Annotated in this window: 20 protein-coding genes; 8 read left to right on the top strand and 12 right to left on the bottom strand. The window is 48.5% G+C overall.

The features are described from left to right. The first annotated feature begins 7 nt into the window (after nucleotides 1–7). The 7 genes from rpoC (at nucleotide 8) to G499_RS0101040 (ending at nucleotide 11,209) form a co-directional block, all read left to right on the top strand. A complete protein-coding gene (gene rpoC / locus G499_RS0101070) occupies nucleotides 8–4,318 on the top strand; it encodes a DNA-directed RNA polymerase subunit beta' (protein WP_026998405.1) in 4,311 nt (1,436 codons plus the stop codon). An 82-nt stretch (nucleotides 4,319–4,400) separates the two neighbouring features. Then, nucleotides 4,401–4,727, top strand: coding sequence for a DUF3467 domain-containing protein (locus G499_RS0101065; protein WP_026998404.1), 327 nt, complete (start codon nucleotides 4,401–4,403; stop codon nucleotides 4,725–4,727). Between the two features lie 360 nt (nucleotides 4,728–5,087). Next, on the top strand, nucleotides 5,088–7,535 hold the full coding sequence (gene pheT, locus G499_RS0101060; RefSeq protein ID WP_026998403.1) for a phenylalanine--tRNA ligase subunit beta: 2,448 nt from the start codon (nucleotides 5,088–5,090) through the stop codon (nucleotides 7,533–7,535). 174 nt (nucleotides 7,536–7,709) lie between these two features. Then, nucleotides 7,710–8,135, top strand: coding sequence for a hypothetical protein (locus G499_RS21970; protein WP_161627663.1), 426 nt, complete (start codon nucleotides 7,710–7,712; stop codon nucleotides 8,133–8,135). Nucleotides 8,136–8,145: 10 nt separating this feature from the next. Then, nucleotides 8,146–8,694, top strand: a complete 549-nt coding sequence (locus G499_RS0101050) for a GNAT family N-acetyltransferase (protein ID WP_026998401.1) — start codon at nucleotides 8,146–8,148, stop codon at nucleotides 8,692–8,694. Nucleotides 8,695–8,715: 21 nt separating this feature from the next. After that, nucleotides 8,716–10,584, top strand: coding sequence for an asparagine synthase (glutamine-hydrolyzing) (gene asnB / locus G499_RS0101045; protein ID WP_026998400.1), 1,869 nt, complete (start codon nucleotides 8,716–8,718; stop codon nucleotides 10,582–10,584). Nucleotides 10,585–10,588: 4 nt separating this feature from the next. After that, nucleotides 10,589–11,209, top strand: a complete 621-nt coding sequence (locus G499_RS0101040; RefSeq protein WP_026998399.1) for a NeuD/PglB/VioB family sugar acetyltransferase — start codon at nucleotides 10,589–10,591, stop codon at nucleotides 11,207–11,209. A gap of 2 nt (nucleotides 11,210–11,211) precedes the next feature. Here the strand turns inward: G499_RS0101040 and G499_RS0101035 are convergent, their stop codons facing one another. After that, nucleotides 11,212–12,018: an XRE family transcriptional regulator gene (locus G499_RS0101035; RefSeq protein WP_026998398.1), complete on the bottom strand. Its 807-nt coding sequence runs from the start codon at nucleotides 12,016–12,018 to the stop codon at nucleotides 11,212–11,214. A 259-nt stretch (nucleotides 12,019–12,277) separates the two neighbouring features. Next, complete coding sequence (locus G499_RS18270) at nucleotides 12,278–13,048, bottom strand: alpha/beta fold hydrolase (protein WP_035726225.1); 771 nt, start codon at nucleotides 13,046–13,048, stop codon at nucleotides 12,278–12,280. 321 nt (nucleotides 13,049–13,369) lie between these two features. Here G499_RS18270 and G499_RS0101025 point away from each other — a divergent pair, with 321 nt between their 5' ends. Beyond that, nucleotides 13,370–13,861 (top strand): YceI family protein, encoded by a 492-nt coding sequence (locus tag G499_RS0101025; RefSeq protein ID WP_051295809.1) that lies wholly within the window; start codon nucleotides 13,370–13,372, stop codon nucleotides 13,859–13,861. A 303-nt stretch (nucleotides 13,862–14,164) separates the two neighbouring features. On the opposite strand, the gene hisS is transcribed toward G499_RS0101025, so the two are convergent. The 10 genes from hisS to cyoE form a co-directional block, all read right to left on the bottom strand. Beyond that, nucleotides 14,165–15,550, bottom strand: a complete 1,386-nt coding sequence (hisS, locus tag G499_RS0101020) for a histidine--tRNA ligase (protein ID WP_026998396.1) — start codon at nucleotides 15,548–15,550, stop codon at nucleotides 14,165–14,167. Nucleotides 15,551–15,817: 267 nt separating this feature from the next. Continuing rightward, nucleotides 15,818–16,468, bottom strand: coding sequence for a carboxypeptidase-like regulatory domain-containing protein (locus tag G499_RS18265; protein WP_161627662.1), 651 nt, complete (start codon nucleotides 16,466–16,468; stop codon nucleotides 15,818–15,820). A gap of 87 nt (nucleotides 16,469–16,555) precedes the next feature. Then, the gene (locus G499_RS0101010; protein WP_026998395.1) at nucleotides 16,556–16,789 is read right to left on the bottom strand and encodes a 4a-hydroxytetrahydrobiopterin dehydratase; all 234 of its coding nucleotides are present in this window, start codon (nucleotides 16,787–16,789) and stop codon (nucleotides 16,556–16,558) included. A gap of 192 nt (nucleotides 16,790–16,981) precedes the next feature. After that, nucleotides 16,982–17,236 carry a hypothetical protein gene (locus G499_RS0101000; protein ID WP_026998394.1) on the bottom strand — a complete coding sequence of 85 codons (255 nt, stop codon included), beginning with the start codon at nucleotides 17,234–17,236 and terminating at the stop codon, nucleotides 16,982–16,984. 34 nt (nucleotides 17,237–17,270) lie between these two features. Beyond that, nucleotides 17,271–17,822, bottom strand: a complete 552-nt coding sequence (locus tag G499_RS0100995; RefSeq protein ID WP_026998393.1) for a DUF420 domain-containing protein — start codon at nucleotides 17,820–17,822, stop codon at nucleotides 17,271–17,273. A gap of 12 nt (nucleotides 17,823–17,834) precedes the next feature. Then, a complete protein-coding gene (locus G499_RS0100990; protein WP_026998392.1) occupies nucleotides 17,835–18,572 on the bottom strand; it encodes an SCO family protein in 738 nt (245 codons plus the stop codon). A 71-nt stretch (nucleotides 18,573–18,643) separates the two neighbouring features. Beyond that, nucleotides 18,644–18,970, bottom strand: a complete 327-nt coding sequence (locus G499_RS0100985; protein WP_026998391.1) for a cytochrome C oxidase subunit IV family protein — start codon at nucleotides 18,968–18,970, stop codon at nucleotides 18,644–18,646. Between the two features lie 32 nt (nucleotides 18,971–19,002). Next, nucleotides 19,003–19,773: a cytochrome c oxidase subunit 3 gene (locus G499_RS0100980; RefSeq protein ID WP_026998390.1), complete on the bottom strand. Its 771-nt coding sequence runs from the start codon at nucleotides 19,771–19,773 to the stop codon at nucleotides 19,003–19,005. 10 nt (nucleotides 19,774–19,783) lie between these two features. Further along, nucleotides 19,784–20,398 (bottom strand): cytochrome c oxidase subunit 3, encoded by a 615-nt coding sequence (locus G499_RS0100975; protein WP_051295807.1) that lies wholly within the window; start codon nucleotides 20,396–20,398, stop codon nucleotides 19,784–19,786. A 4-nt stretch (nucleotides 20,399–20,402) separates the two neighbouring features. After that, nucleotides 20,403–21,332: a heme o synthase gene (cyoE, locus tag G499_RS0100970; RefSeq protein WP_035726217.1), complete on the bottom strand. Its 930-nt coding sequence runs from the start codon at nucleotides 21,330–21,332 to the stop codon at nucleotides 20,403–20,405. Nucleotide 21,333 lies beyond the last annotated feature (1 nt).

Genomic DNA, 21,333 nt, shown 5'->3' with positions numbered 1-21,333 from the left:
TCAGCAGATGTCGTTCAAAAAAAATAAAAAACTCACCCACGATTTTAAGAGCATTACCATTAGCTTGGCCTCTCCGGAGTCTATCTTGGACTCTTCGTATGGGGAAGTAACCCAACCCGAAACCATCAACTACCGTACTTACAAACCCGAAATGGGCGGTTTGTTTTGCGAGCGTATCTTCGGGCCGGTAAAAGACTGGGAATGCCACTGTGGTAAATATAAACGTATCCGCTACAAAGGCATCATTTGCGACCGTTGCGGGGTAGAAGTAACAGAGAAAAAAGTACGCCGCGAGCGTATGGGACATATCGAGCTGGTGGTACCTGTAGCGCATATCTGGTATTTCCGCTCATTGCCCAACAAAATCGGCTACCTCCTGGGGCTTCCTACCAAAAAACTAGATCAGATTATCTACTACGAGCGCTATGTCGTCGTACAACCGGGAACATTGGCCGAAGAAGGTGTCAACCAACTGGATTTCCTCACCGAGGAAGAATATTTGGCGCATATGGACAAGCTTCCACGCGAAAACCAAATGCTCGACGATGCAGACCCGAATAAATTTATTGCCAAAATGGGCGCTGAAGCATTGGAAATGCTACTCAGCCGCATCAATTTGGAAGAGCTATCTTACGAATTGCGTGACTCTGCCTCTAAAGACCGCTCACAACAGCGTAAAGCCGAAGCCTTGAAGCGCCTGCGTGTGGTGGAGGCTTTCCGTGATGCTAAAACTCGTATCGAAAACCGCCCCGAATGGATGATTATCCGAATGGTGCCGGTCATTCCCCCTGAGTTGCGCCCATTGGTGCCTCTTGACGGTGGGCGTTTTGCTACTTCTGACCTCAACGACCTCTACCGCCGCGTAATCATTCGTAATAACCGCCTCAAGCGCCTCATCGAAATCAAAGCCCCAGAGGTAATCTTGCGTAATGAAAAGCGTATGCTCCAAGAGGCTGTAGACTCGCTCTTCGACAACTCGCGCAAGGTCAATGCCGTGCGTGCAGATGGTAACCGTGCCCTCAAGTCGCTTTCTGATATGCTCAAAGGCAAGCAGGGCCGTTTCCGTCAGAACTTGTTGGGTAAGCGTGTAGACTACTCCGGCCGTTCGGTAATCGTTGTAGGCCCTGAGCTGAAGCTCCACGAATGTGGTCTGCCCAAAGATATGGCTGCCGAGCTTTTCAAACCCTTCATCATCCGTAAGCTCATTGAGCGCGGTATTGTGAAGACGGTAAAGTCTGCCAAAAAGATTGTAGACCGCAAAGACCCTGTGGTTTGGGATATCTTGGAGAACGTACTCAAAGGACACCCAGTGTTACTCAACCGAGCTCCAACGCTTCACCGTTTGGGTATCCAAGCTTTCCAACCCAAGCTTATTGAAGGTAAAGCTATCCAGCTACACCCACTGGCCTGTACGGCGTTCAACGCTGACTTTGACGGTGACCAAATGGCGGTACACGTACCCCTTGGCCACGAAGCCATTGCTGAGGCATCGCTGTTGATGTTGTCATCGCATAACATCCTCAACCCTGCCAACGGAGCGCCTATCGCCGTACCATCACAAGACATGGTACTGGGGCTGTATTACCTCACCAAAGGCCGCCGCAGCACCGAAGACTACAAAGTCCCCGGTGAAGGTCTTCGCTTCTATTCTACAGAAGAGCTGGTAATTGCCTACAATGAGAAAAAACTTTCTAAAAACGCCTATGTGCACGTCAAAATCAAGACGCGCAACCAAGAAACAGGCGAATATGAGGTGAAAATGATTGAAACAGTGGCCGGACGTGTCATCTTCAATCAGTTTGTACCCGAAGAAGCCGGCTTTATTGACAAGCTGCTTACGAAGAAAGAGCTACAGAAAATCATCGCCTTTGTCTACAAAGTAGCCGGGGTAACCAAGGCCGCCAAATTCTTGGATGATATCAAGTATCTTGGCTTCCAAACGGCTTATAAAGGCGGGCTCTCTATCGGTATTGGGGACGTAATCATCCCTGAGGAGAAAAATGAGCTGGTAAATAAAGCCAAAGAGCAGGTAGAAGAAATTCAGAACTACTACCAAATGGGTCTGATTACGGACAACGAGCGTTACAACAAAGTAATTGACGTATGGACACGTATCAACATCCAGCTCACTGAAACCCTAATGAACCAAATGGAGAACGATAAGCAAGGCTTCAACTCCATTTATATGATGATGCACTCTGGAGCGCGTGGCTCTCGTGAGCAAATTCGTCAGCTGGGCGGTATGCGTGGTCTGATGGCCAAGCCTCAGAAAAACCTCCAAGGCTCTGTAGGGGAGATTATCGAAAACCCGATTATCTCTAACTTCAAAGAAGGTTTGGACGTAATCGAGTACTTTATCTCTACCCACGGTGCGCGTAAGGGTCTGGCCGATACAGCTTTGAAAACTGCCGATGCTGGTTACCTCACCCGTCGTCTGGTAGACGTAGCGCAGGATGTTATCGTCAATGAAGAAGACTGTGGTACACTGCGTGGCATTACCATCACTGCCCTCAAAGAAAACGAGGACATCATCGAGCCATTGGCCGACCGTATCCTCGGTCGTGTATCAGTACACGATGTGTATGATCCGTTGACCGAAGAGCTGATTCTAGCCTCAGGCGAAGAAATCACTGAAGAGATTGCCGAGCGTATTGAAGAAACAAGCATCGACGGTGTCGAAATCCGTTCTGTACTGACCTGCGAAGCCAAGCGCGGCGTGTGTGTAAAGTGTTACGGACGCAGTCTCTCCACAGGCCGAATGGTCAACAAAGGAGAAGCTGTAGGAGTCATCGCCGCACAGTCTATCGGTGAGCCCGGTACACAGCTGACACTCCGCACTTTCCACTTTGGTGGTACGGCTTCGAACATCATCTCTGAAGCAAGCATTTTGGCTAAATTCGATGGTATTGTACAGTTTGAAGAACTGCGCAGCGTACCTACCGTAGATTCCGAAGGAGAGCCTGTAGAAGTGGTGATGGGTCGTGCAACAGAAGTGCGTATCGTACAGCCCGAAACCAACAAGGTGCTCATTACCTACCACGTACCGTATGGTGCATTCTTGAAAGTAAAAGAAGGCGAAACCGTTACCAAAGGTCAGTCTATCTGCTACTGGGATGCCTACAACGCCGTTATCTTGGCTGATGCCGATGGAGAAATCAACTTTGAGGCCATCATCGAAGGCGTTACTTATAAAGAAGAGGCCGATGAGCAGACTGGTTTCCGCGAGAAAGTCATCATCGATACCAAAGATAAGACCAAGAACCCTACCATCAATATCAACACGGTAAGCGGCGAAATCCGCTCGTTCAACATCCCGGTAGGCGCTCACTTGGCCATCAACGATGGCATACAAATCAAAGCCGGACAGGTGCTGGCCAAGATTCCTCGTGCTATTGGTAAAACCCGCGACATCACCGGTGGTCTTCCACGAGTAACCGAGCTTTTTGAAGCCCGTAACCCGTCAAACCCTGCGGTAGTAAGTGAGATTGACGGTATCGTAGAGTACGGAACAATCAAGCGTGGTAACCGAGAGATTTTCGTAGAATCTCGTGACGGCGTACGCAAGCGTTATATGGTGCCACTATCAAAGCACATCTTGGTTCAAGATAAAGATTTTGTGCGCGCCGGGCAGCCCCTTTCTGACGGAGCCATTACCCCTGCCGACATCCTTTCTATCAAAGGACCTACTGCCGTACAAGAATACTTGGTGAACGAGATTCAGGAAGTATACCGCGTACAAGGGGTGAAAATCAACGATAAACACATCGAGGTGATTGTTCGCCAAATGATGCAAAAAGTCGAAATCGTTGAGCCTGGAGATACCAACTTCCTACCCGGACAGATTGTCGACAAATTCACCTTCCGCGAAGAAAACGACAGCATGTTCAACCGCAAGGTCGTGGTAGAAGCCGGAAACTCTAGCCGCTTCAAGCCTGGGCAAATCATTACTGCCCGCGAGCTACGCGACGAAAACTCCAGCCTCAAACGCAAAGACCTAGCATTGGTAGAAGTACGTGATGCCGAAACTGCCGTATCGATGCCTACACTTCAGGGTATTACCCAGTCGTCGCTCGGTACTAGCAGCTTTATCTCGGCGGCCTCTTTCCAAGAAACCACCAAGGTACTCAGCGAAGCCGCTATTAATGGCAAGCGCGACTACCTCTTGGGCTTGAAAGAAAACGTTATCGTAGGGCACTTAATCCCTGCCGGTACGGGTGTCCGCGAATACGACGATATCATCGTACACTCTCAAGAAGAGTATGACAAGCTGGTAGAAAACAAGCGCAAAGAGCGCCAAAAGAAAAAACAGCTTAACTAAATAACCCCAAAGCCTTGTGAGCCAAAAGCTTACAAGGCTTTGTTTCTGAAAACTAATCGCTCACCTTATTCCCACAAATCTGATGAACATAGAAGAGCAAGACCTTCAAGAGCCTAATCCACACAATATAGAGCTGCCTGCTGAGTTGGCCGAAGGAGAATATGCCAACCTGGTGATGATTCTACACTCCAACGCTGAATTTGTGCTGGATTTTATCCGTATGATGCCTGGTTTGCCACAGCCAAGAGTCAAATCGCGTGTTATCTTGACCCCCGAACACGCCAAACGCCTAGTAGCAGCCCTCAACGACAATATCCGACAGTATGAGGAAACCTATGGTGCCATTCAGATGCCTCAAGATACCTCCAAAACTCCTATTCATTTTAGTGGGCAAATGGGCGAAGCATAGCCGGTAGAAACGTTGTCTCTCTGACTTGATGCCGTTTTGGCTTACAAACGCAGTAAGCCAAAACGGCATTCTTATACCTCTATGTTATCCATATTGTCCTACTACTCCCCTGTATACCACACCAGTGTGCGCCCTTCCTTACCATTATGCGCCCATAGCTACCTTCGCCCGCCCATTCCCTACCCAAAAACAAGCTACAGAGGCGCTAATACAAAAATCGGTTGTTTTATTTTCCAAAAGCTTTCTGTAACTTTGAAGCCTTTGGATAATTAGCCAAATACTGTCTCAGACCCAATTTTTCAGACCATACCCGCCTGTAGCTTCTTCGGCTTATGAAGGCGGTATTCTTGCTTTTGACTTATGAAAATCTCCCTGCATTGGCTTCGCGACTACATTGAATTGCCCGAAGAGGCAAACACCGTTGCCCAACACCTTACCGGTAGCGGACTCGAAGTAGAGTCTGTTGAACCTTTTGAGCGCGTCCGTGGCGGACTGGCGGGCGTAGTCGTAGGAGAAGTACTGACTTGTGTGCCACACCCCAATGCAGACAAGCTCCGCAAAACCACGGTAGATGTAGGGGCTGCTACTCCGCTCGAGATTGTCTGTGGAGCACCCAACGTAGCCGCCGGCCAAAAAGTATTGGTGGCGCTCGTAGGCACAACCATCTACCCCACTGAAGGCGAGCCTATTACCCTCAAAAAAGCCAAGATTAGAGGAGAAGCCTCCGAAGGAATGATTTGTGCCGAAGATGAGCTGGGGCTTGGAAAATCGCACGCAGGGATTTTGGTGCTTCAAACTGAACTTCCCAACGGTACGCCCGCCGCCGACTATTTTGACCTCCGCTCTGACGAAGTATTTGAGATAGGGCTCACACCCAACCGCGCCGACGCAGCCTCACACATAGGTGTAGCCCGCGACTTGCGCGCCCTGCTCCAACGCCCCATCCGCACGCCTGATACGAGCGCCTTTGTGGTTCAAAACCAAGATTACCCCGTCAGCATCAAAGTCGAAAATACAGAGGCCTGCCCACGCTATGCTGGCGTAACCATCAGCGGTGTAACGGTGGCTCCCTCGCCCGAATGGCTACAACAACGCCTCAAAGCCATCGGCCTCAGCCCAATCAACAATATTGTAGATATCAGCAACTATGTGTTGCACGAAATGGGGCAACCCCTCCATACCTTCGATGCCGACAAAATCCAAGGGCGGCAGGTCATCGTTACTACCCTACCCGAGGGCACACCCTTTGTAAGCCTAGATGGCCAAACCCGCAGCCTCAGCGCCCTAGATCTGGTCATTGCCGACGGCAACCGCCGCCCTATGTGCCTAGCAGGGGTGTTTGGCGGGGTTGATTCGGGTATTACAGCCCAAACCCGCAATGTATTCCTCGAATGTGCTTATTTCTCTCCTGAATATATCCGCCGTTCTTCGCTCAAACACGGCCTCAAAACTGATGCCTCGTTCCGCTTTGAGCGTGGCGTAGACCCCAACCAGACCGTAGAAGCACTCAAAAGAGCTGCGCTGCTTATTCAAGAGTTGGCCGGTGGAACAATCAGTATGGATGTGCTAGACCTCTACCCACAGCCTATCAAAGCTACAGAGGTAACACTCAAGTATGCCCACATCAACCGCCTGATAGGAGTAGCCATCCCCCACGCCCAGATTCAAGAAATTCTCCAAAGCCTCGATATCCAGCTCTTACAAACTACTGCCGAAGAGCTGATCGTCGCCGTGCCGCCTTACCGAGTAGATGTACAGCGCGAAGCCGATGTAATAGAGGAGATTTTGCGCATCTACGGCTACGACAATGTGCCCCTACACCCCCACGCTTCCGCTGATTATTTGGCCAAATTCCCTGTAGTAGATGCCAATAAGCTCCAACAGCGTCTTGCACATGGCTTAGTAACACAGGGCTTTTTGGAAATTATGACCAATACCCTCACTGCGCCCCGTTATGCCGATGCCGTAGCCGGGCTAGAGCGTGATAAGCGGGTGTATATCCTCAACAAGCTAAGTGAGGAGCTGGAAGTAATGCGCCAAACACCGCTCTTCTCAGGGTTAGAAGCCATTGCCTATAACATCAACCGCCGCCAGAAAGACTTGCGCTTCTTCGAATTCGGTAAGGCGTATCACCGCAACCCTGAGGCCGATGCTGAGGCTTCGGTAGACCAAAAATATCGACAACAAACCTTGCTCTCATTATGGCTCACAGGCAACAGCACTGCCGAAAGCTGGCAAAACCCCACCAAAGCCCTGAGCTTCCACGAAGCGGCAGGAGTTGTGGTACGCCTGCTGGAGCAACTAAACTTGCAAGGACAGTTGAACACCCAAGACGCGCCAACTGATTTGTTTGAATACGGCCTCACTTGGATGTACCGCAAACATCCGGTAGCCAAGTTGGGCTTGGTAAAAAAATCTTTGGCCAAACAATTGGACATCAAACAAGAAGTTTGGTACGCCGAGCTTGATTGGGATTACCTCTCGGCCAAATACCGCCCCGAAGTACAATACCAAGAGGTGGCCAAGTTCCCCGAAGTGCGTCGCGACCTTTCGCTTGTGTTAGACAAACACGTTAGCTATCGTGAGATAGAAGCCTTGGCCTACAGCAAGGAGCGCAAGCTGCTCAAACAAATGAATGTGTTTGATGTGTATGAAGGCGATAAGCTTGACACTGGCAAAAAAGCCTATGCTATCAGCTTCATCCTACAAGACGAGCAACAAACACTGACCGATAAAGTGATTGACAAAACAATGCAGAAGCTCATGCAGGCTTTTGAAGAACAACTAGGAGCTTTTATCAGAAAATAGTATTTTTGCAAAGACCCTTCGTACTACAACCCTGTAGTAGCTCACTGTGAGCGCACCGGAGCAAGTCCTAAACTTGGAAAACCTGTCGCTCACAGCTCCTTTCTTATCTTTGTCTCCACACCCTGCCTTTCTGTTATGAGTGGCAATAGTTTTTCACAATCATTCGCATATACGATGTATTCATTCGCAAAATTGAGGTATTTGGTAGCATTGCTACCCCTAACCTTATTCAGCGCTTGCTCGCTTTTAGAAGAGGATTTTGAAACCCTTGGCCGCTTTGAGGGTTCTTATATCGTCTCCGAAGCTTGTGGCGGTGGCTTAACTGATTTTTACACCATTACGGTACGGCGTGCTGGTAGCAACAACTTAATCATTGAAAATTTCTTTAACCAAAAAATCGAAGCCCGCGCTGTGCTCAATGGAGATAATTTTAGAATCGAACCCCAAGCCGTTCGTAGCGAAACTGGTCGCATTTATGATATTGAAGGTGCCGGCGTGTTTTCGGATGACGGGCAAAACATCAGTTTTTCTTTTCAAATACGTAACAGCGGAATCAACCGCCTTGAGCAGTCCTGTGCCGTTACAGGCGAACGTTTATAACCATCTGTTTATGGCCGATAATCTATACATACGCCTCGCTACTCCTGAAGATGCGCCCCAACTGGCTACCTTGGCTGCCTATACCTTTGATGTGGCTTACCCCAATGTAAGTGAAGAAGACCGTCAATATATGGACGAGTACATTGCCGAAGCTTTTCACCCCGAAGCCATCCGCAAATCTTTGGCCGATGCCCGTATCAGTGTTTGGCTCGCCCTCGACGGCCACCATATGGTCGGTTATGCCAAACTAGTCCGTTATCAGTACCCAAGCCACCAGCGCCTAGGCCCTTGGGCCAACCTAGAAAAGCTTTATCTTAGCCCCCAAGCACAGAACCAAGGCGTAGGCAGTCAGCTAATGCGGGTAGTGCTCGACACCGTACAACAGGAGCGCTTTGAGCGGCTATGGGTAGGGGTTTGGGGCAGTGTAAATCAAGGTGCTGTGCGTTTTTATGAGCGATGGGGCTTTGCTCATACAGGACATTATGACTTCAAAATGGGCGGCAAAGTCTACCAAGATTGGTTGATGGAGCTGCCTTTGCCCGCGCAAACCTATTCCTAAAGCACGCTTACAACACCGCTTATGTGTGGAATCGCTGGCTGGTTTCAGCCCCAAAACAGCCCCCCACTGTTTACTCTTGAAGGTCTTGCGGCGATGACAGCCCGCCTCGCACATCGGGGACCCGATGCAGAGGGGCTTTTTGCTGATCAATACTGCGCCCTTGGACATCGCCGCTTGAGCATTCTCGACCTCTCGGCTGCCGGCCAACAACCAATGATTAGCGCCTGTGGGCGCTATGTGGTGGTATACAACGGCGAAATTTACAACTTCCGCGAGCTGGCACACACACATCAGCTTGCCCTTCAAGGGCGCAGCGATACGGAAGTACTACTTGCGTTGTTTGCCAAAATGGGCGATGCTTGTGTACATCAACTCAACGGAATGTTTGCTTGGGCTATTTATGACACCCACCACCACCGCATCCACCTCTGCCGCGACCGCTTGGGTATCAAGCCGCTCTATTACTATTGGGACGGGCAGCGGCTCGCTTTTGCCTCTGAGCTGAAAGCACTCAAAACATTGATGGGTCAGGCCAATATCCCGCTCCAACACCATACCGAAGCTCTGTCCTACTATTTGCAATGGGGTTTTATCCCAGCTCCTTATACGGCTTACACGCATATATATAAGCTTCCCCCTGCACATCAGGCAACCCTCACCATAGAGGGGCAATGGCAACTAGCTCCTTATTGGCAACTTCCCACCCCCCGCTTTCCACTGATAACAGACTTGCCCACGGCTACTGAGCAGCTACAGGATTTGCTGCGCAGCGCTGTCAACTATCGGCTGATTAGTGATGTGCCTGTAGGGGTGTTTTTGAGTGGTGGCATCGATTCGAGCCTAGTGGCAGCTCTAGCCGCAGAGGTGCAAGCAAGCCCTATCAAAACTTTTTCGATTAGTTTTGTCGAGGCTGATTTCGACGAAGCGCCCTATGCCGAAGGGGTGGCCAAGGCTTTGGGGACAACACACCAAACCTTCAGGCTTTCGTGGCAAGAGGCACAAACCCGCCTCGCCCAGCTACCTCAGCTCTACGATGAGCCTTTTGCTGATTCGTCGGCCTTGCCTACTTTGCTGCTGTCTCAGGCGGCTCGGGCAGAGGTGAGTGTCGCCTTGGGAGGCGATGGCGGGGACGAGCTTTTCTGGGGTTATGGTCGCTATCCGTTGGCTTCCCGTTTGCAATATCTAAAGGCCTTGGGCAACCTACGGAGGATGACTGGACAAGGACTATCCCTGGCCGCAGACCTCCCCCTGCCTAGTATGCAAAGAGCCCGCTTGGCCAAGGCTGGACAACTTCTACAGCTGCCTACTCAGCACCGTCAAGCCTATCTCTTTTCGCAAGAACAATTGTTTTTCAGCCCTCAACAAGCCGCCGAACTAATGGGCAAACCAAACCCCAGCCTCCATTGGATGTATGAGCCGCCGGCTAAACTTAGCGCTGCCACGCGTCAGAGTTTGTGGGAACTACAATATTACCTGCCCGACGACTTGCTGACTAAGGTAGACCGTGCGAGTATGGCCTGCGGGCTGGAGCTGCGGGTTCCGTTGTTGGATTATCGGGTAGCAGAATGGAGTATGCAGCTCTCGCCCAAGCTGAAGCGCTTTCAGGGTCAAGATAAATACTTACTCAAACAAGTGTTGTATCGTTATCTCCCGTCTGTGATGTTTGAGCGCCCAAAACGCGGGTTTGCTATCCCACTCGCAAAATGGCTGCAACAAGATTGGCACTACCTCATCGAGCAACATTTATCAACAGAAAACATCCGCCGTGTGGGTTTGGTAGACGAAACCTTGGTACAACAATATGTACAGCGTTTTGAATCTGGGGAATATTGGCGGTATCACCAATTGTGGGCACTGATTGTGTTACATCAATTTTTGGAGCAAGGATAATCGCATGATGAAAGAATGGCTGTTTTTTCCGGCAGGAGCCAATGCCATAGAGGCCTTGACTTGTCTTGGTGCACAAGATCGATTATTGGGTTTTGTAGACGATGCCGCCGACAAGCAATCATCACCACTATTAGGTTACCCCGTTTGGGGGCGAGAGGCTTTGGAAATCTATCCTCAAGCTCAAGTATTGGCCGTACAGGCCAGCCCCAATAGTTTCAGGCAACGGCAAAAAATTGTGGAAAGCCTAGCCATCCCCCCTGCACGCTATGGAACCCTGATTCATCCGACAGCCCAAGTATCTCCCCATAGCCACATAGGTCATAACTGTTTGTTGATGGCTGGGGTAGTCATCATGCCGGGAGTACACCTTGGCAATCACATCATTGTGTTGCCCTACACGGTGCTACATCACGATGTATTGGTAGAAGACTACACTTGGATAGGCAGTCATTGTGTAGTAGCTGGTGGGGTGCGCTTAGGTCGTCAAGTATGGCTAGGCAGCGGTTCTCGCATTTTGCAAAACCGAACCATCGGGGCTGATGCGATGATTGGTTTGGGCAGCAACGTCATAGATGATATGCCTCAGGGCGCAACTGTAGCCGGCAACCCTGCGAAAGGGCTGTAGCCCTATGCTTTGGCCTTGGTAAATGTTTTGAGTTCTTGTACTTCCTCTTCTAGTCGGTCAAAGGCCTCGCGCAGCTCGTGGTAAGAGTGTACTTCTTCGGGTAACTCGCGGCTGATATAGGCTGAGAATTTCCAAATCTCCAATACCTCTTCTGCCGGAATTTCATAGGGGCGGTATTGGATATTGGTCGACTTGAGCAACAATGTCGCTCTATCTTTGATGCGGTTATAGACCTTCTTGAGTACAATTCCCTCATTTTTAGACACCACAATACAGGTTTGCCCATCGCGCAGGTCTGTCCAGTTGGTTACATACTCCCCAATGACGATGGTATTGGGCAACAAGGGTAGCATCGAGTCACCAGTAATTTCAAAAGCACGGTATGTTTTGCCTTGGGGCAAGAAAGGCAATTGATATTTGGGCAGGTTGCTCAAATAATTAGGGTCTGAATACCCTGTAGTATATCCGGCGCGTGCCTTCTCAGGAACTAGCTCCACGTTTTCGTTATTTTCCTTATCTACAGTAATGGTCAAGATGCGGAGATTGTGTGCAGAAGCATATTTGCTTACTTCGCGCTGGCGGGCAATATCCTCCTCACGCATACGGGAGAGGTCTACATTGAGGAGTTGGTCTAGGGTAATATTGAAATATTGTGCGATGCGATTCATCACCACTAATTTAGGCTCTGCCCGGCCATCTTCATAAGAGCTTACGGCGCTACGCGTAATCCCCAAGGCATCGGCAAGATTTTCTTGGGTTTGGCGGTTGTTGCGCTCGCGCAAGTATTTTAGGTTTTTGCTCAAAAACATAGTAAAAATCCGTTAGGGTGAAGGCCTGCAAAGGCACAAGTACTCCAATTGCCAACAAAATTAACTTTTTTGAAATAAAGTAGCAAATTTTTTGGCAAAAATTTTAAAGCGTGCCATATTTTTGTTACAGCACGCTTGTTTTATGAGCAAATTTTGTTAATCTAAGATTACCATACGCCAAAACTCGTGTCTCGAAAGCTGCGTGATGGTTTGTTATCTCTGAAACCTCTACCCACGCCATGGGGGCACAGGGAGCAATTTATTGTTGTATCTTGAAAGTTTCAAACTTGACCTCTTCAAAGGGCTTCCACAGCCCTAGGGGTTGGGCCAAGCGATTGGCGATACAAGCCAAGGCAAAGGGATTGTGTACTACGCCACAGTGGCTGCTGGGTACTTCTATGTTTTCGATGTAGCGATGTATACTTTCGTCTTCTACGCAGTATTGCCAAGGAACAATCCCATCGCTCTTGCTATAAATAGCCGTAGTAGGTACTGGTGGCGGTGTTTTGAGCGACTCTAACAAGGATGGTGGCAGTGGCTTACCTCCTTTGATAAGGTCATAAATCCAGACCATATTATTGTCTTTGGTGATGCCCTTGAAAGGAGAGGAGAGCGTGATGACCTGCCTTACAAACTCAGGGTGCTCCTTGGCTAACTCACGGGCATAGATGCCGCCCAAACTCCAACCAATCAGGGTTACGGGCTTGCCCCCACTGGTTTGATAGATATTCTTGAGTCTCAGGCTGATGATTTTCTGAATTTCTTCATAATCGGCCAAATTACGTCCACATTCCCACGGGAAGGGGTCATACCCCAAGTCTTGAATGAAATCGCGCATAATCACCGTAGACAGGTCGCTGGCCAAGAAGCCTGGCAAAACCAACACAGGATGGTTCTCCCCTCGGGGGAAAGGCTTAAGCGTTTTGGCCAAGGGCAGAAAAGTAAGTGCATAAGCTCCAGCCTCCAATACAGCGCGCAGCTCTAGTGCTAGAAGCCACCAAGAAGGACTTTGAATATCTTTAGAATCCATAATTGTATTGAGCAGAAGATAAAACCATCAAAAGTATGCGAATTTCCCAAACTTATGTAGGACGCACAATGTTTAATAGACGTTATAACACGTATAACCTCTAACAATAAAATACCGCTAAATAGGGTGGGGTGGTTTAGTGCTTGGTGAATGGCAGGCTTTGCGCTATTGACAAAGATAATTTGGCTAAACTACATCAAAGCCTGAATAGCATTAGATTTTCTACCTGAAATCCAAGTTTAACAACGAAAAGCTATGATAAAAAGTTCAGTTTCCTTTTTCAACACCCTCGTCTGGACGGGGTGCTTTTGCCTTTTGATAATGCAAACTACCGCTCAAACTACCTGGAAAGTCAAACAAAGTAGTGTTACTTTCCACATCCGCAATGCAGGCCTACGGGTCGAAGGGTCTTTTAGCAACCTAAAAGCTCAACTGAGTTTTGAGCCTAGCCAGCTAGCGCAAAGCACAATAGAGGCCTCTATCCCAAGCAATACCATCAATACTGGCATTGCGATGCGCGACAAACATCTGCGGGCGGCAGACTACTTTGATGTCGACAAGTACCCCACGATTACGATGAAGTCACAAAGTTTTAAGGCCTTAGGAGGGCAAAAGTATAGTGGTGTATTCACCCTCACGCTCAAAGGAACAAGCAAAACAGTTACCTTACCCTTTAGCTTTCGACCTCAAGAGAAAGTCGCTGTTTTTGAGGGAGAGCTGACACTCAACCGCCGCGATTATAATATAGGGGGCAGTAGCTTGACTCTAAGCAATGACCTGACAGTGTTTATCAGGATAGAAGCGGAAAAATAGTCCTGTACTGTTTCGTATAGATTTAGATAGCCTTTGAACACCCCTGATTTCAATTATTATACACCCCGAAGGGGGTGAAATATTTACAAAACATTATGGGGTTGAGAGCACGCCCCTCTGGGAGCGTATGCTTTGTGTATCACTTCATCATAAATATCAGCCTCTCAAAAGGTCGATTAACGCCAGCGCTCCCCCATCGTTCGAAGCAGGGGGTTACCTACGGTAACTGTTTGGCAGTCGGGACTATTTTTCCAAAAATATCCAGAGGTGTATAACCCGTGCATTCAGCGAATCAACTCAGTATTAGGCTTGTTTTACGATAGTAACGACCTCATCGAGCGTGTAATTCTGCTGCTCTCCGGTTTGCATATTCTTCAGGCCAAGGCGTTGTTGTTGGCGCTCCTCCTCTCCTATCAGGATGACAAATGGAATTTGCTTAGCATTGGCATAGTTGAGTTGTTTTTTGAGTTTGGATGCTTCAGGGTACATCTCTGCACGGATACCTTCATTGCGTAAGGCTTGCAAAAGCGGTAAGCTATAGCGCATGGTGTCCTCATCAAAATTGGTAAACAATACCTGCGTAGCTTGTTGTACTGTTTCGGGAAACAACTGTAGCTCTTCCATTACATCAAAGATACGGTCTACCCCAAACGAGAAGCCTACCCCTGACACCCCTTCTAAGCCAAAAGTACCCGTAAGGTTGTCATAGCGCCCACCTCCGCTAATGCTGCCAATGGCTACATTGTTGACTTTCACCTCAAAAATTGCCCCGGTATAATAGGATAATCCCCGTGCCAACATCACGTCTAGTTGTGTGTTGAGTGCGCTATCCGCTTGTGGGTTTTGGGTAAAATCTTGCAGGTATGCTAGCATTTGTTTCAGCTCAGCCACCCCTTGTAGGCCGATAGCGCTGTTGGCAAGTAAGGTTTCGAGTTGGGCTAGGATTTCGGTATTGCTACCGTTCAGGTCAAACAATGGCTGCAATGCGGTGATAGCCATTGCATCAAAACCACGCTCTTGCAGTTCTTCATTGACCTTGGCTTGGCCTATTTTGTCGAGCTTGTCGATGGCTACGCAAAGGTCGGCCTCGCGGCTGGGCGCACCGATAGCTTCGGCAATGCCAGTGAGAATTTTTCGGTTGTTTATCTTAAGTGTAAAATCTTGAATACCAAGGTTTTGAAGCACTTCATTGACCATCAATACAATTTCGGTCTCACAGAGCAGCGAGTCTGTCCCGACGACATCAGCATCACACTGATAGAACTCTCGGTATCGCCCGCGCTGTGGGCGGTCGCCACGCCATACAGGTTGAATTTGGTAACGTTTGAAGGGGAAGGTCAGTGTCCCCCGATTCATCACGACATATCGGGCAAAGGGCACGGTCAAGTCATAGCGCAGAGCGCTGTCGGCCATTTCTTGAATGACTTGCTCTCCCTTTTGGCGATAATCTTCAGGGCTGTAGTTGCGCAGCGAACCGGCGTTGAATGCTCTGAAGATAAGGCGGTCTCCTTCTTCGCCATACTTGCCTGTCAAGACATCGAAGCGCTCGATGGAGGGTGTTTCGAGCGGCAGGAAGCCAAATTTTTGAAACGTACGTTTGATGGTATCGAGAATATAATTGCGCTTTACCATTACCTCCGGCCCGAAGTCGCGGGTGCCTTTGGGAAGTGCGGGTTTTTGCTTGCTCATATTTGAATGATAAATAATGCGTAGTGAATGTGAGTGTTGATGATAGCGCAGCTTGGAGTATGCCGTGTATGGAGTTGTACGTGTGTACACAGCTTAAACATTTGGGCACGAGGGTGCGAAGCAGGCAAGCGCTGAGCCAAGTAATTCCCCGCACCCAATAGGAGGGATAGCATGATTTGGGTCATTCGGCGCGAGGGCTATAGGTGATGGCTCGGCTCGAAGGGTAAGCCAAAAACAAATATGAAAAGTGCCTTTATTGCGTAGCGCTTATTTGGCTTTGTTGTATTGTTGGAATCGCTCTTTTTTCAGCTCCCCACGCTTCACAGATTTAAAGAACTCTGCCCAAGCAAAAGGGTTCATGAGAGAAATTCCCTGTAATGAATTGCGTTGTTCGAGTTGCTGAACCTGCATCTGGGTATAATACCGATAATTGAGACGGCCATCCATCGGCATTGTATAGGCCCAGTAGGTCAAGAGCTGGCGGTTGAGGTTTTCGCGTACTTGGCGTACCTGCTCTTCGTCGGGTAGTTCGAGGGCTAGGAATGCTTCTTTGAAAAGCTCTTCGGTAGGATATGGCAAAATTTCGATGACGGGCAGATTCGTTACATCTTCTCTCAATTCAAAGACTACCGAGTAGCTCTCGCGCTTGTCCAAAGGAACGATATAATATTGCTTCTTATAGCCTACATAGCTCATAATAATACTATCGCCGGGCATCACAGGCATCACAAAAAAGCCATCATAATTGGTAGATGTACCACGCCCTGCTTTGGGGATGTATACATTGACACGCGGCAAGGGGTCAGACTCTTCTCCAGCTACCACGACTCCTGAGAGTATCAAGAACTGACGCTCTCCTTGTGCTTGAAGCCCTGTAAGGCTTCCGACAAGCAGCAGGCAGCATATTGCTAGTGTCAAAAATTGCAAGCAGTTTATTGAGAGCTTAGGCATATTGTTATTTTTTGAGCTAAAATAAGGCTTTTATCAAGCATTTGCAAACCCCTGCTATGCCAATAATGTATCTATGGCTTTGGCAAGCTCATGGTCTTTTTGGGTAACGGTATTGCCTGCGTCGTGGGTAGTCAGTTCTATGTCGACTTTGTTGTAGACATTTGCCCACCAAGGGTGATGATCCATTTTTTCGGCCAGTAGTGCTACTTGAGTCATGAAGCCAAACGCTTCCACAAAGTTAGCAAACTCAAAGGTTCGCTTGAGTTTATTGTCTGTTTCTATCCACATAAAAGTTGCGCGGTTTAATGATGTTATACTCCATGGACATCGTACCAATATTCACTGGATTCACTGGGTCTGGTTTTATTGATTCTGAAGGGCTTTTGGCGCTTACTCCTCCCAAGCTGAAATTGGGCAGGTGTGTGCTAAAAATCGTAGAGAATCAAGCAAGTCTTTGACTCAAATACAACTTGGTATAAGCTAATAGGCTCGCCGGCTACGAAGGCGTAGCTGGCGGCTACGACGATACCAAAGCAAGGCTATCGCAAGCACCACCAAGTAAGGGAAAGCAGCTAAATACAAGATGCCTGCGTTAAGCCCTCTGGCTAAGCCTGCACCACCATCACTGATATTGCTTTCGATAGTAGCACGACACATCGCACACTGCGCCCAAGCAGTGGTAGTGCTCAACATTCCCAACAGGGCTAACACAAAAACTCGAAATACGTATCTCATAATTTTTTAACAAGTGGTCAAGCCTAAAGGTTCGTCAGTGTACGTAGTAAGGGCTAATCATCCAGTAGACCAATACGCCTGTGGCGGCTACATACACCCATACAGGGTATGTCCATTTGACAATTTTCTTGTGTCGGCTGATTTGTTGTGTCCAAGCGTAGTAAAGTGCCATCAGCACTAGGGGCACCACCACCATCGCCAACAAGATATGTGTAATGAGAATAAAGAAGTAAATCGTTCTCAGGATACCCTCACCGCCATAGGGTGTGGAGTCAGCATTGTTGTGATAGATCACATAAGACACCAAGAACACCGAAGACAAGACAAAGGCCGTCGTCATGGCAGCTCTATGGTAGGCGATGTTTTTTTGGCGAATAAACAGTCCTCCTGCCAGCAGACAGACAAAAGTAGCTGAGTTGAGTATGGCGTTGAGGTGTGGCAATAGCGACACATTCAGCCCTTCGATGCGGGTAGCCTTAGAGCCAAAGAGTAAAAAAGCCACCACCAAGGGTATCGCTACAGACAAGATACCGATTACCCACATCGGTTTGCGGTTTTGGCTTGCGTTCAGCGTTGATTCTTTCATGAGTCGGTGTGGTTAAAACTGTTCTTTCAACAAAATACTGATTTCTATCATCAAGCGGTCAACATCTTCGCTATCGAGGCCGTTGTATATGCCCCTCACACGGCCTTTGTTGTCTACAAGTAGCATCTGCGCGGCGTGTGTAAACTCTGGAGTTACTTCCATTTCTTCTTCTACAGCATTGACTTTGTATCCATGATAAGCCAAGTCATAGATGGCGCGTTTGTCGCCAGTAAGGAAATGCCATTTGTTGGGCAGCGCCTCATAGCGCTCGGCATACTCCTTGAGTATTTCGGGGGTGTCATACTCAGGGTCTACAGTAAAAGAGACTAGCTTAAGTCGGTTTTCCTTGCTGAAACGCTCCTGTATACGCTGCATTTGAGTAGAGAGCCTTGGGCAAAAATCAGGGTTACCACAGCGCGTGAAGATGAAGTCAGCTACATAGATGCTTCCTCGTAAATCTTCGGCACGGACGAGCGCCTTGTCTTGGTTTTGGAATGCAAAGCCATCCACTTCATGAAAGAGGGTATCCAAAATCCGGCCTTTTTGTGTTTGCAACAGCTCGGTAGTTTCCGGATTAAGGAAAAGTGTATCTCGATAGCTGCCCCCATCCACCGGAAACTCAGCGATGATGCGGGTATAATACAAGGGCAGAGCATAATGATTACGCCCAAAGACTTGTAAGAAAGCATAGATAAAAACCGGAAGCCCAATGATAGTCATGAGCAGTCCGGCCTTTTGTAATTTATTCATACGTACACAATGAACTGCGGGCTAATGGAGTAAAACATTTACTCTCATAACCCGCCTGTCATCTAAATTGTTTAGGAGCCAAAAATCACGCTAAATAAAGACGCGCCTTCCGTCAAGAGCGCAATCAATAGCCAGGCAATGAAAAGCATAGGCAGCACGATTGTCCAGATAAGGAATTTTACTTCGTGGCGCAAGTGCATAAACTCAGCTACGATGTAGAAAGCCTTGGCAATAGTCAGGAGTACGAAGACCCCTACTCGGAAAGTATTGGCGGGGACAGTGAAGGCAATCAAGAACTCAAGCGCTGTCAGTCCCAACAAAATCCAAAAAGTTCTCCAGATGATTTTGGTTTGGGGTTTTGGGATTTCCCCTGTAGTATGGTCAAATGTTTGTGCCATGGTTTTTTGATAGTTAAGCAGGTGAAACCAAATTATACCAAGTAGAAGAAGGTAAATACGAATACCCACACAAGGTCTACAAAGTGCCAATAAAGCCCTACTTTTTCAACCATTTCATAAGGCTCTGCGCCTGGATCAAGCGGGCGGTCAGGGCGGTCATAAATGCCCATGATGACATTGTAAAAAATGATGATATTGATTACGACACCGCTGGTTACGTGCAAGCCGTGGAAGCCTGTGATAAAGAAGAAGAGGTCAGCAAAGGCTGGGGGGCCGTATTGGTTTTGGATGAGATTGGCTCCAACAATGACATTGCCATAAATATCTTTGGCTCCGCCGGGGCCGCCGTGGATGAAGTGAGTCCATTCCCAAGCTTGGCTGGCCAAGAAAGTGATGCCGCCGATGATAGTCCAGAACATCCATTTTTCTACATCCTTACGGTCGCGGCGATGCCCTGCCTCTACGGCCAATACCATCGTTACGCTACTCATGATGAGGATGAAGGTCATAATCCCTACGAATACTAGAGGGAAAGAGCCTGAGATAAAAGGGACGGCCTCGAATACTTTTTCGGGAATAGGCCAATATTCTGTTGAAAAGGTAAAGTCTTTTACAGAGCCGCTGTAAGCAGGGTAGGCATAGCGGATAGTTCCGTAAGTGATTAGCAAGGCTGAGAAGGTAAATGCGTCAGAGAGCAAGAAAAACCACATCATCAGCTTGCCCCAGCTAGCCTTGAGGGGTTCGTTCCCGCCGTTCCAATCGATGCCTTTACGCTCAGTGTTAATTGTCGCAACGTTAGCCATAGTGTTTGTCTTAGTGATTTAAGAGTAAAAAGCCGAACAAATATAACCATAAAATATCTAAAAAGTGCCAGTAAGTAGCGCACATTTCTATCCGAGCAAGGTTTTGGGAGTGTACCCGGTAGCGAAATGCGCTATAAAGCACTACAAATAAGAAGATTACTGCGCTGACGATGTGTAGGCCGTGTACGCCGGTAATCACATACAAAAAGGAGCCGGAGGGGTTGGCAGAAGCACCGGCAAAAAACACCTTGTTTTGTACCAGCTCTCCCCAAGCCATAAACTGCGAGACTAAGAAGCCCGAGCCCAACACGCTGGTCAGGCTGATGGCTAGCTTGAGTGCTCCCATATTATCCCGTTTGGCCGATAGGTAAGCCCAGTGCATGGTAGCACTGCTCAAGACAATAAGTACAGTACTGACCCAAAGCAGCGTTGGCAGGTCAAACTCCAGCCAGTTACCCTCAGCCTTTCGGACAATATAGGCGCTTGTAAAAGCGGCAAACATCATCACAATCGAGACAATCAGCAGCCACATTCCAAACTTTTGGGGGTGCATCGAGAGCGTCTCTTCCGGTTCTTCGATTGCGCTATAAGGCGCTTGGTATTTCAAGTCTTCTTGCAAAGCCATAGTATTATAATTTATCCATCAAAAAAGCTATCTGCACCACAGGCAAGTATATAAAAGACCCAAACATAATCCGCTTGGCCTCGGCAGAGGCTTCGAGTGTTGTCGGGTTATCTACACACAAGCGCATCAAGCGCAAAGAAGGCCACATAAACAACAGGCCACAAGCCGAAGCCACCAACGCTGAAGTCAGCCCGGTTGTCCCGATAAATGCCGGCAACCAACTCATAGGGATGAGAAAAAAGGTATAGAGCATCATCTGAAAGGCTGTGTGCATATTGCGCCCCTGCGCCGAGGGCAGCAGCTTAAATCCGGCTTTGCGGTAATCTTGGTCTAGTACCCAAGCAATCGCCCAAAAATGGGGGAATTGCCATAGGAACTGCAAAAAGAAGATGGCCAATGCTTCGTAAGTAACTTGGTTGGTTACGGCTACCCAGCCCAATAGTGGTGGGAGCGCTCCTGGAATAGCCCCTATAAAAACGGCTACTGGCCCAACACGCTTCAGAGGGGTATATATAAATCCATACAACACCATAGAGAGCAACGCCAGCCCGGTAGTGAGGGCGTTAGTGGTTGCGCCCAAGAGCAGTAGCCCTGAGGCTCCGACAATCCAAGTATACAACTTAGCCTCTTGGACAGATATTTTGCCTAAGGGCAAGGGACGGCCTTGAGTACGCCCCATCAACTTATCCAAATCTTTTTCGATGATTTGGTTGATGATAATAGAAGCACCCGACACCAAGAACCCACCCAAACAAACACCCAGAAAGCTTACCCACTGGAGGCTCGCACCGGAGCTTGCCAGCAAATAGCCAAAAGCTGCCGAGAAAGCCACCAAAAATGACAAACGGGGCTTAAGTAGCGCAACATATGCACGTACTTTTGCGGTAGCAGGGAGGCTTACCTCTTTGACTGTCTCTATATCTGTTGTAACCATA

Source organism: Eisenibacter elegans DSM 3317 (assembly GCF_000430505.1).
GTDB lineage: Bacteria > Bacteroidota > Bacteroidia > Cytophagales > Microscillaceae > Eisenibacter > Eisenibacter elegans.
This window is presented reverse-complemented; position numbering and strand designations above follow the sequence as displayed.

What these genes read in the sequence shown, in the direction of transcription:
- G499_RS0101050 (WP_026998401.1), top strand. Translation starts at nt 8,146, where the DNA reads ATGGCCGATAATCTATACATACGCCTCGCTACTCCTGAAGATGCGCCC.
- G499_RS0100990 (WP_026998392.1), bottom strand. Translation starts at nt 18,572, where the DNA reads ATGAATAAATTACAAAAGGCCGGACTGCTCATGACTATCATTGGGCTT.
- G499_RS0100980 (WP_026998390.1), bottom strand. Translation starts at nt 19,773, where the DNA reads ATGGCTAACGTTGCGACAATTAACACTGAGCGTAAAGGCATCGATTGG.
- hisS (WP_026998396.1), bottom strand. Translation starts at nt 15,550, where the DNA reads ATGAGCAAGCAAAAACCCGCACTTCCCAAAGGCACCCGCGACTTCGGG.
- G499_RS18270 (WP_035726225.1), bottom strand. Translation starts at nt 13,048, where the DNA reads ATGGATTCTAAAGATATTCAAAGTCCTTCTTGGTGGCTTCTAGCACTA.
- pheT (WP_026998403.1), top strand. Translation starts at nt 5,088, where the DNA reads ATGAAAATCTCCCTGCATTGGCTTCGCGACTACATTGAATTGCCCGAA.
- G499_RS0101035 (WP_026998398.1), bottom strand. Translation starts at nt 12,018, where the DNA reads ATGTTTTTGAGCAAAAACCTAAAATACTTGCGCGAGCGCAACAACCGC.
- rpoC (WP_026998405.1), top strand. Translation starts at nt 8, where the DNA reads ATGTCGTTCAAAAAAAATAAAAAACTCACCCACGATTTTAAGAGCATT.
- G499_RS0101010 (WP_026998395.1), bottom strand. Translation starts at nt 16,789, where the DNA reads ATGTGGATAGAAACAGACAATAAACTCAAGCGAACCTTTGAGTTTGCT.
- G499_RS0100975 (WP_051295807.1), bottom strand. Translation starts at nt 20,398, where the DNA reads ATGGCTTTGCAAGAAGACTTGAAATACCAAGCGCCTTATAGCGCAATC.
- cyoE (WP_035726217.1), bottom strand. Translation starts at nt 21,332, where the DNA reads ATGGTTACAACAGATATAGAGACAGTCAAAGAGGTAAGCCTCCCTGCT.
- asnB (WP_026998400.1), top strand. Translation starts at nt 8,716, where the DNA reads ATGTGTGGAATCGCTGGCTGGTTTCAGCCCCAAAACAGCCCCCCACTG.
- G499_RS0101065 (WP_026998404.1), top strand. Translation starts at nt 4,401, where the DNA reads ATGAACATAGAAGAGCAAGACCTTCAAGAGCCTAATCCACACAATATA.
- G499_RS0100995 (WP_026998393.1), bottom strand. Translation starts at nt 17,822, where the DNA reads ATGAAAGAATCAACGCTGAACGCAAGCCAAAACCGCAAACCGATGTGG.
- G499_RS0101025 (WP_051295809.1), top strand. Translation starts at nt 13,370, where the DNA reads ATGCAAACTACCGCTCAAACTACCTGGAAAGTCAAACAAAGTAGTGTT.
- G499_RS0101040 (WP_026998399.1), top strand. Translation starts at nt 10,589, where the DNA reads ATGATGAAAGAATGGCTGTTTTTTCCGGCAGGAGCCAATGCCATAGAG.
- G499_RS21970 (WP_161627663.1), top strand. Translation starts at nt 7,710, where the DNA reads ATGTATTCATTCGCAAAATTGAGGTATTTGGTAGCATTGCTACCCCTA.
- G499_RS0100985 (WP_026998391.1), bottom strand. Translation starts at nt 18,970, where the DNA reads ATGGCACAAACATTTGACCATACTACAGGGGAAATCCCAAAACCCCAA.
- G499_RS0101000 (WP_026998394.1), bottom strand. Translation starts at nt 17,236, where the DNA reads ATGAGATACGTATTTCGAGTTTTTGTGTTAGCCCTGTTGGGAATGTTG.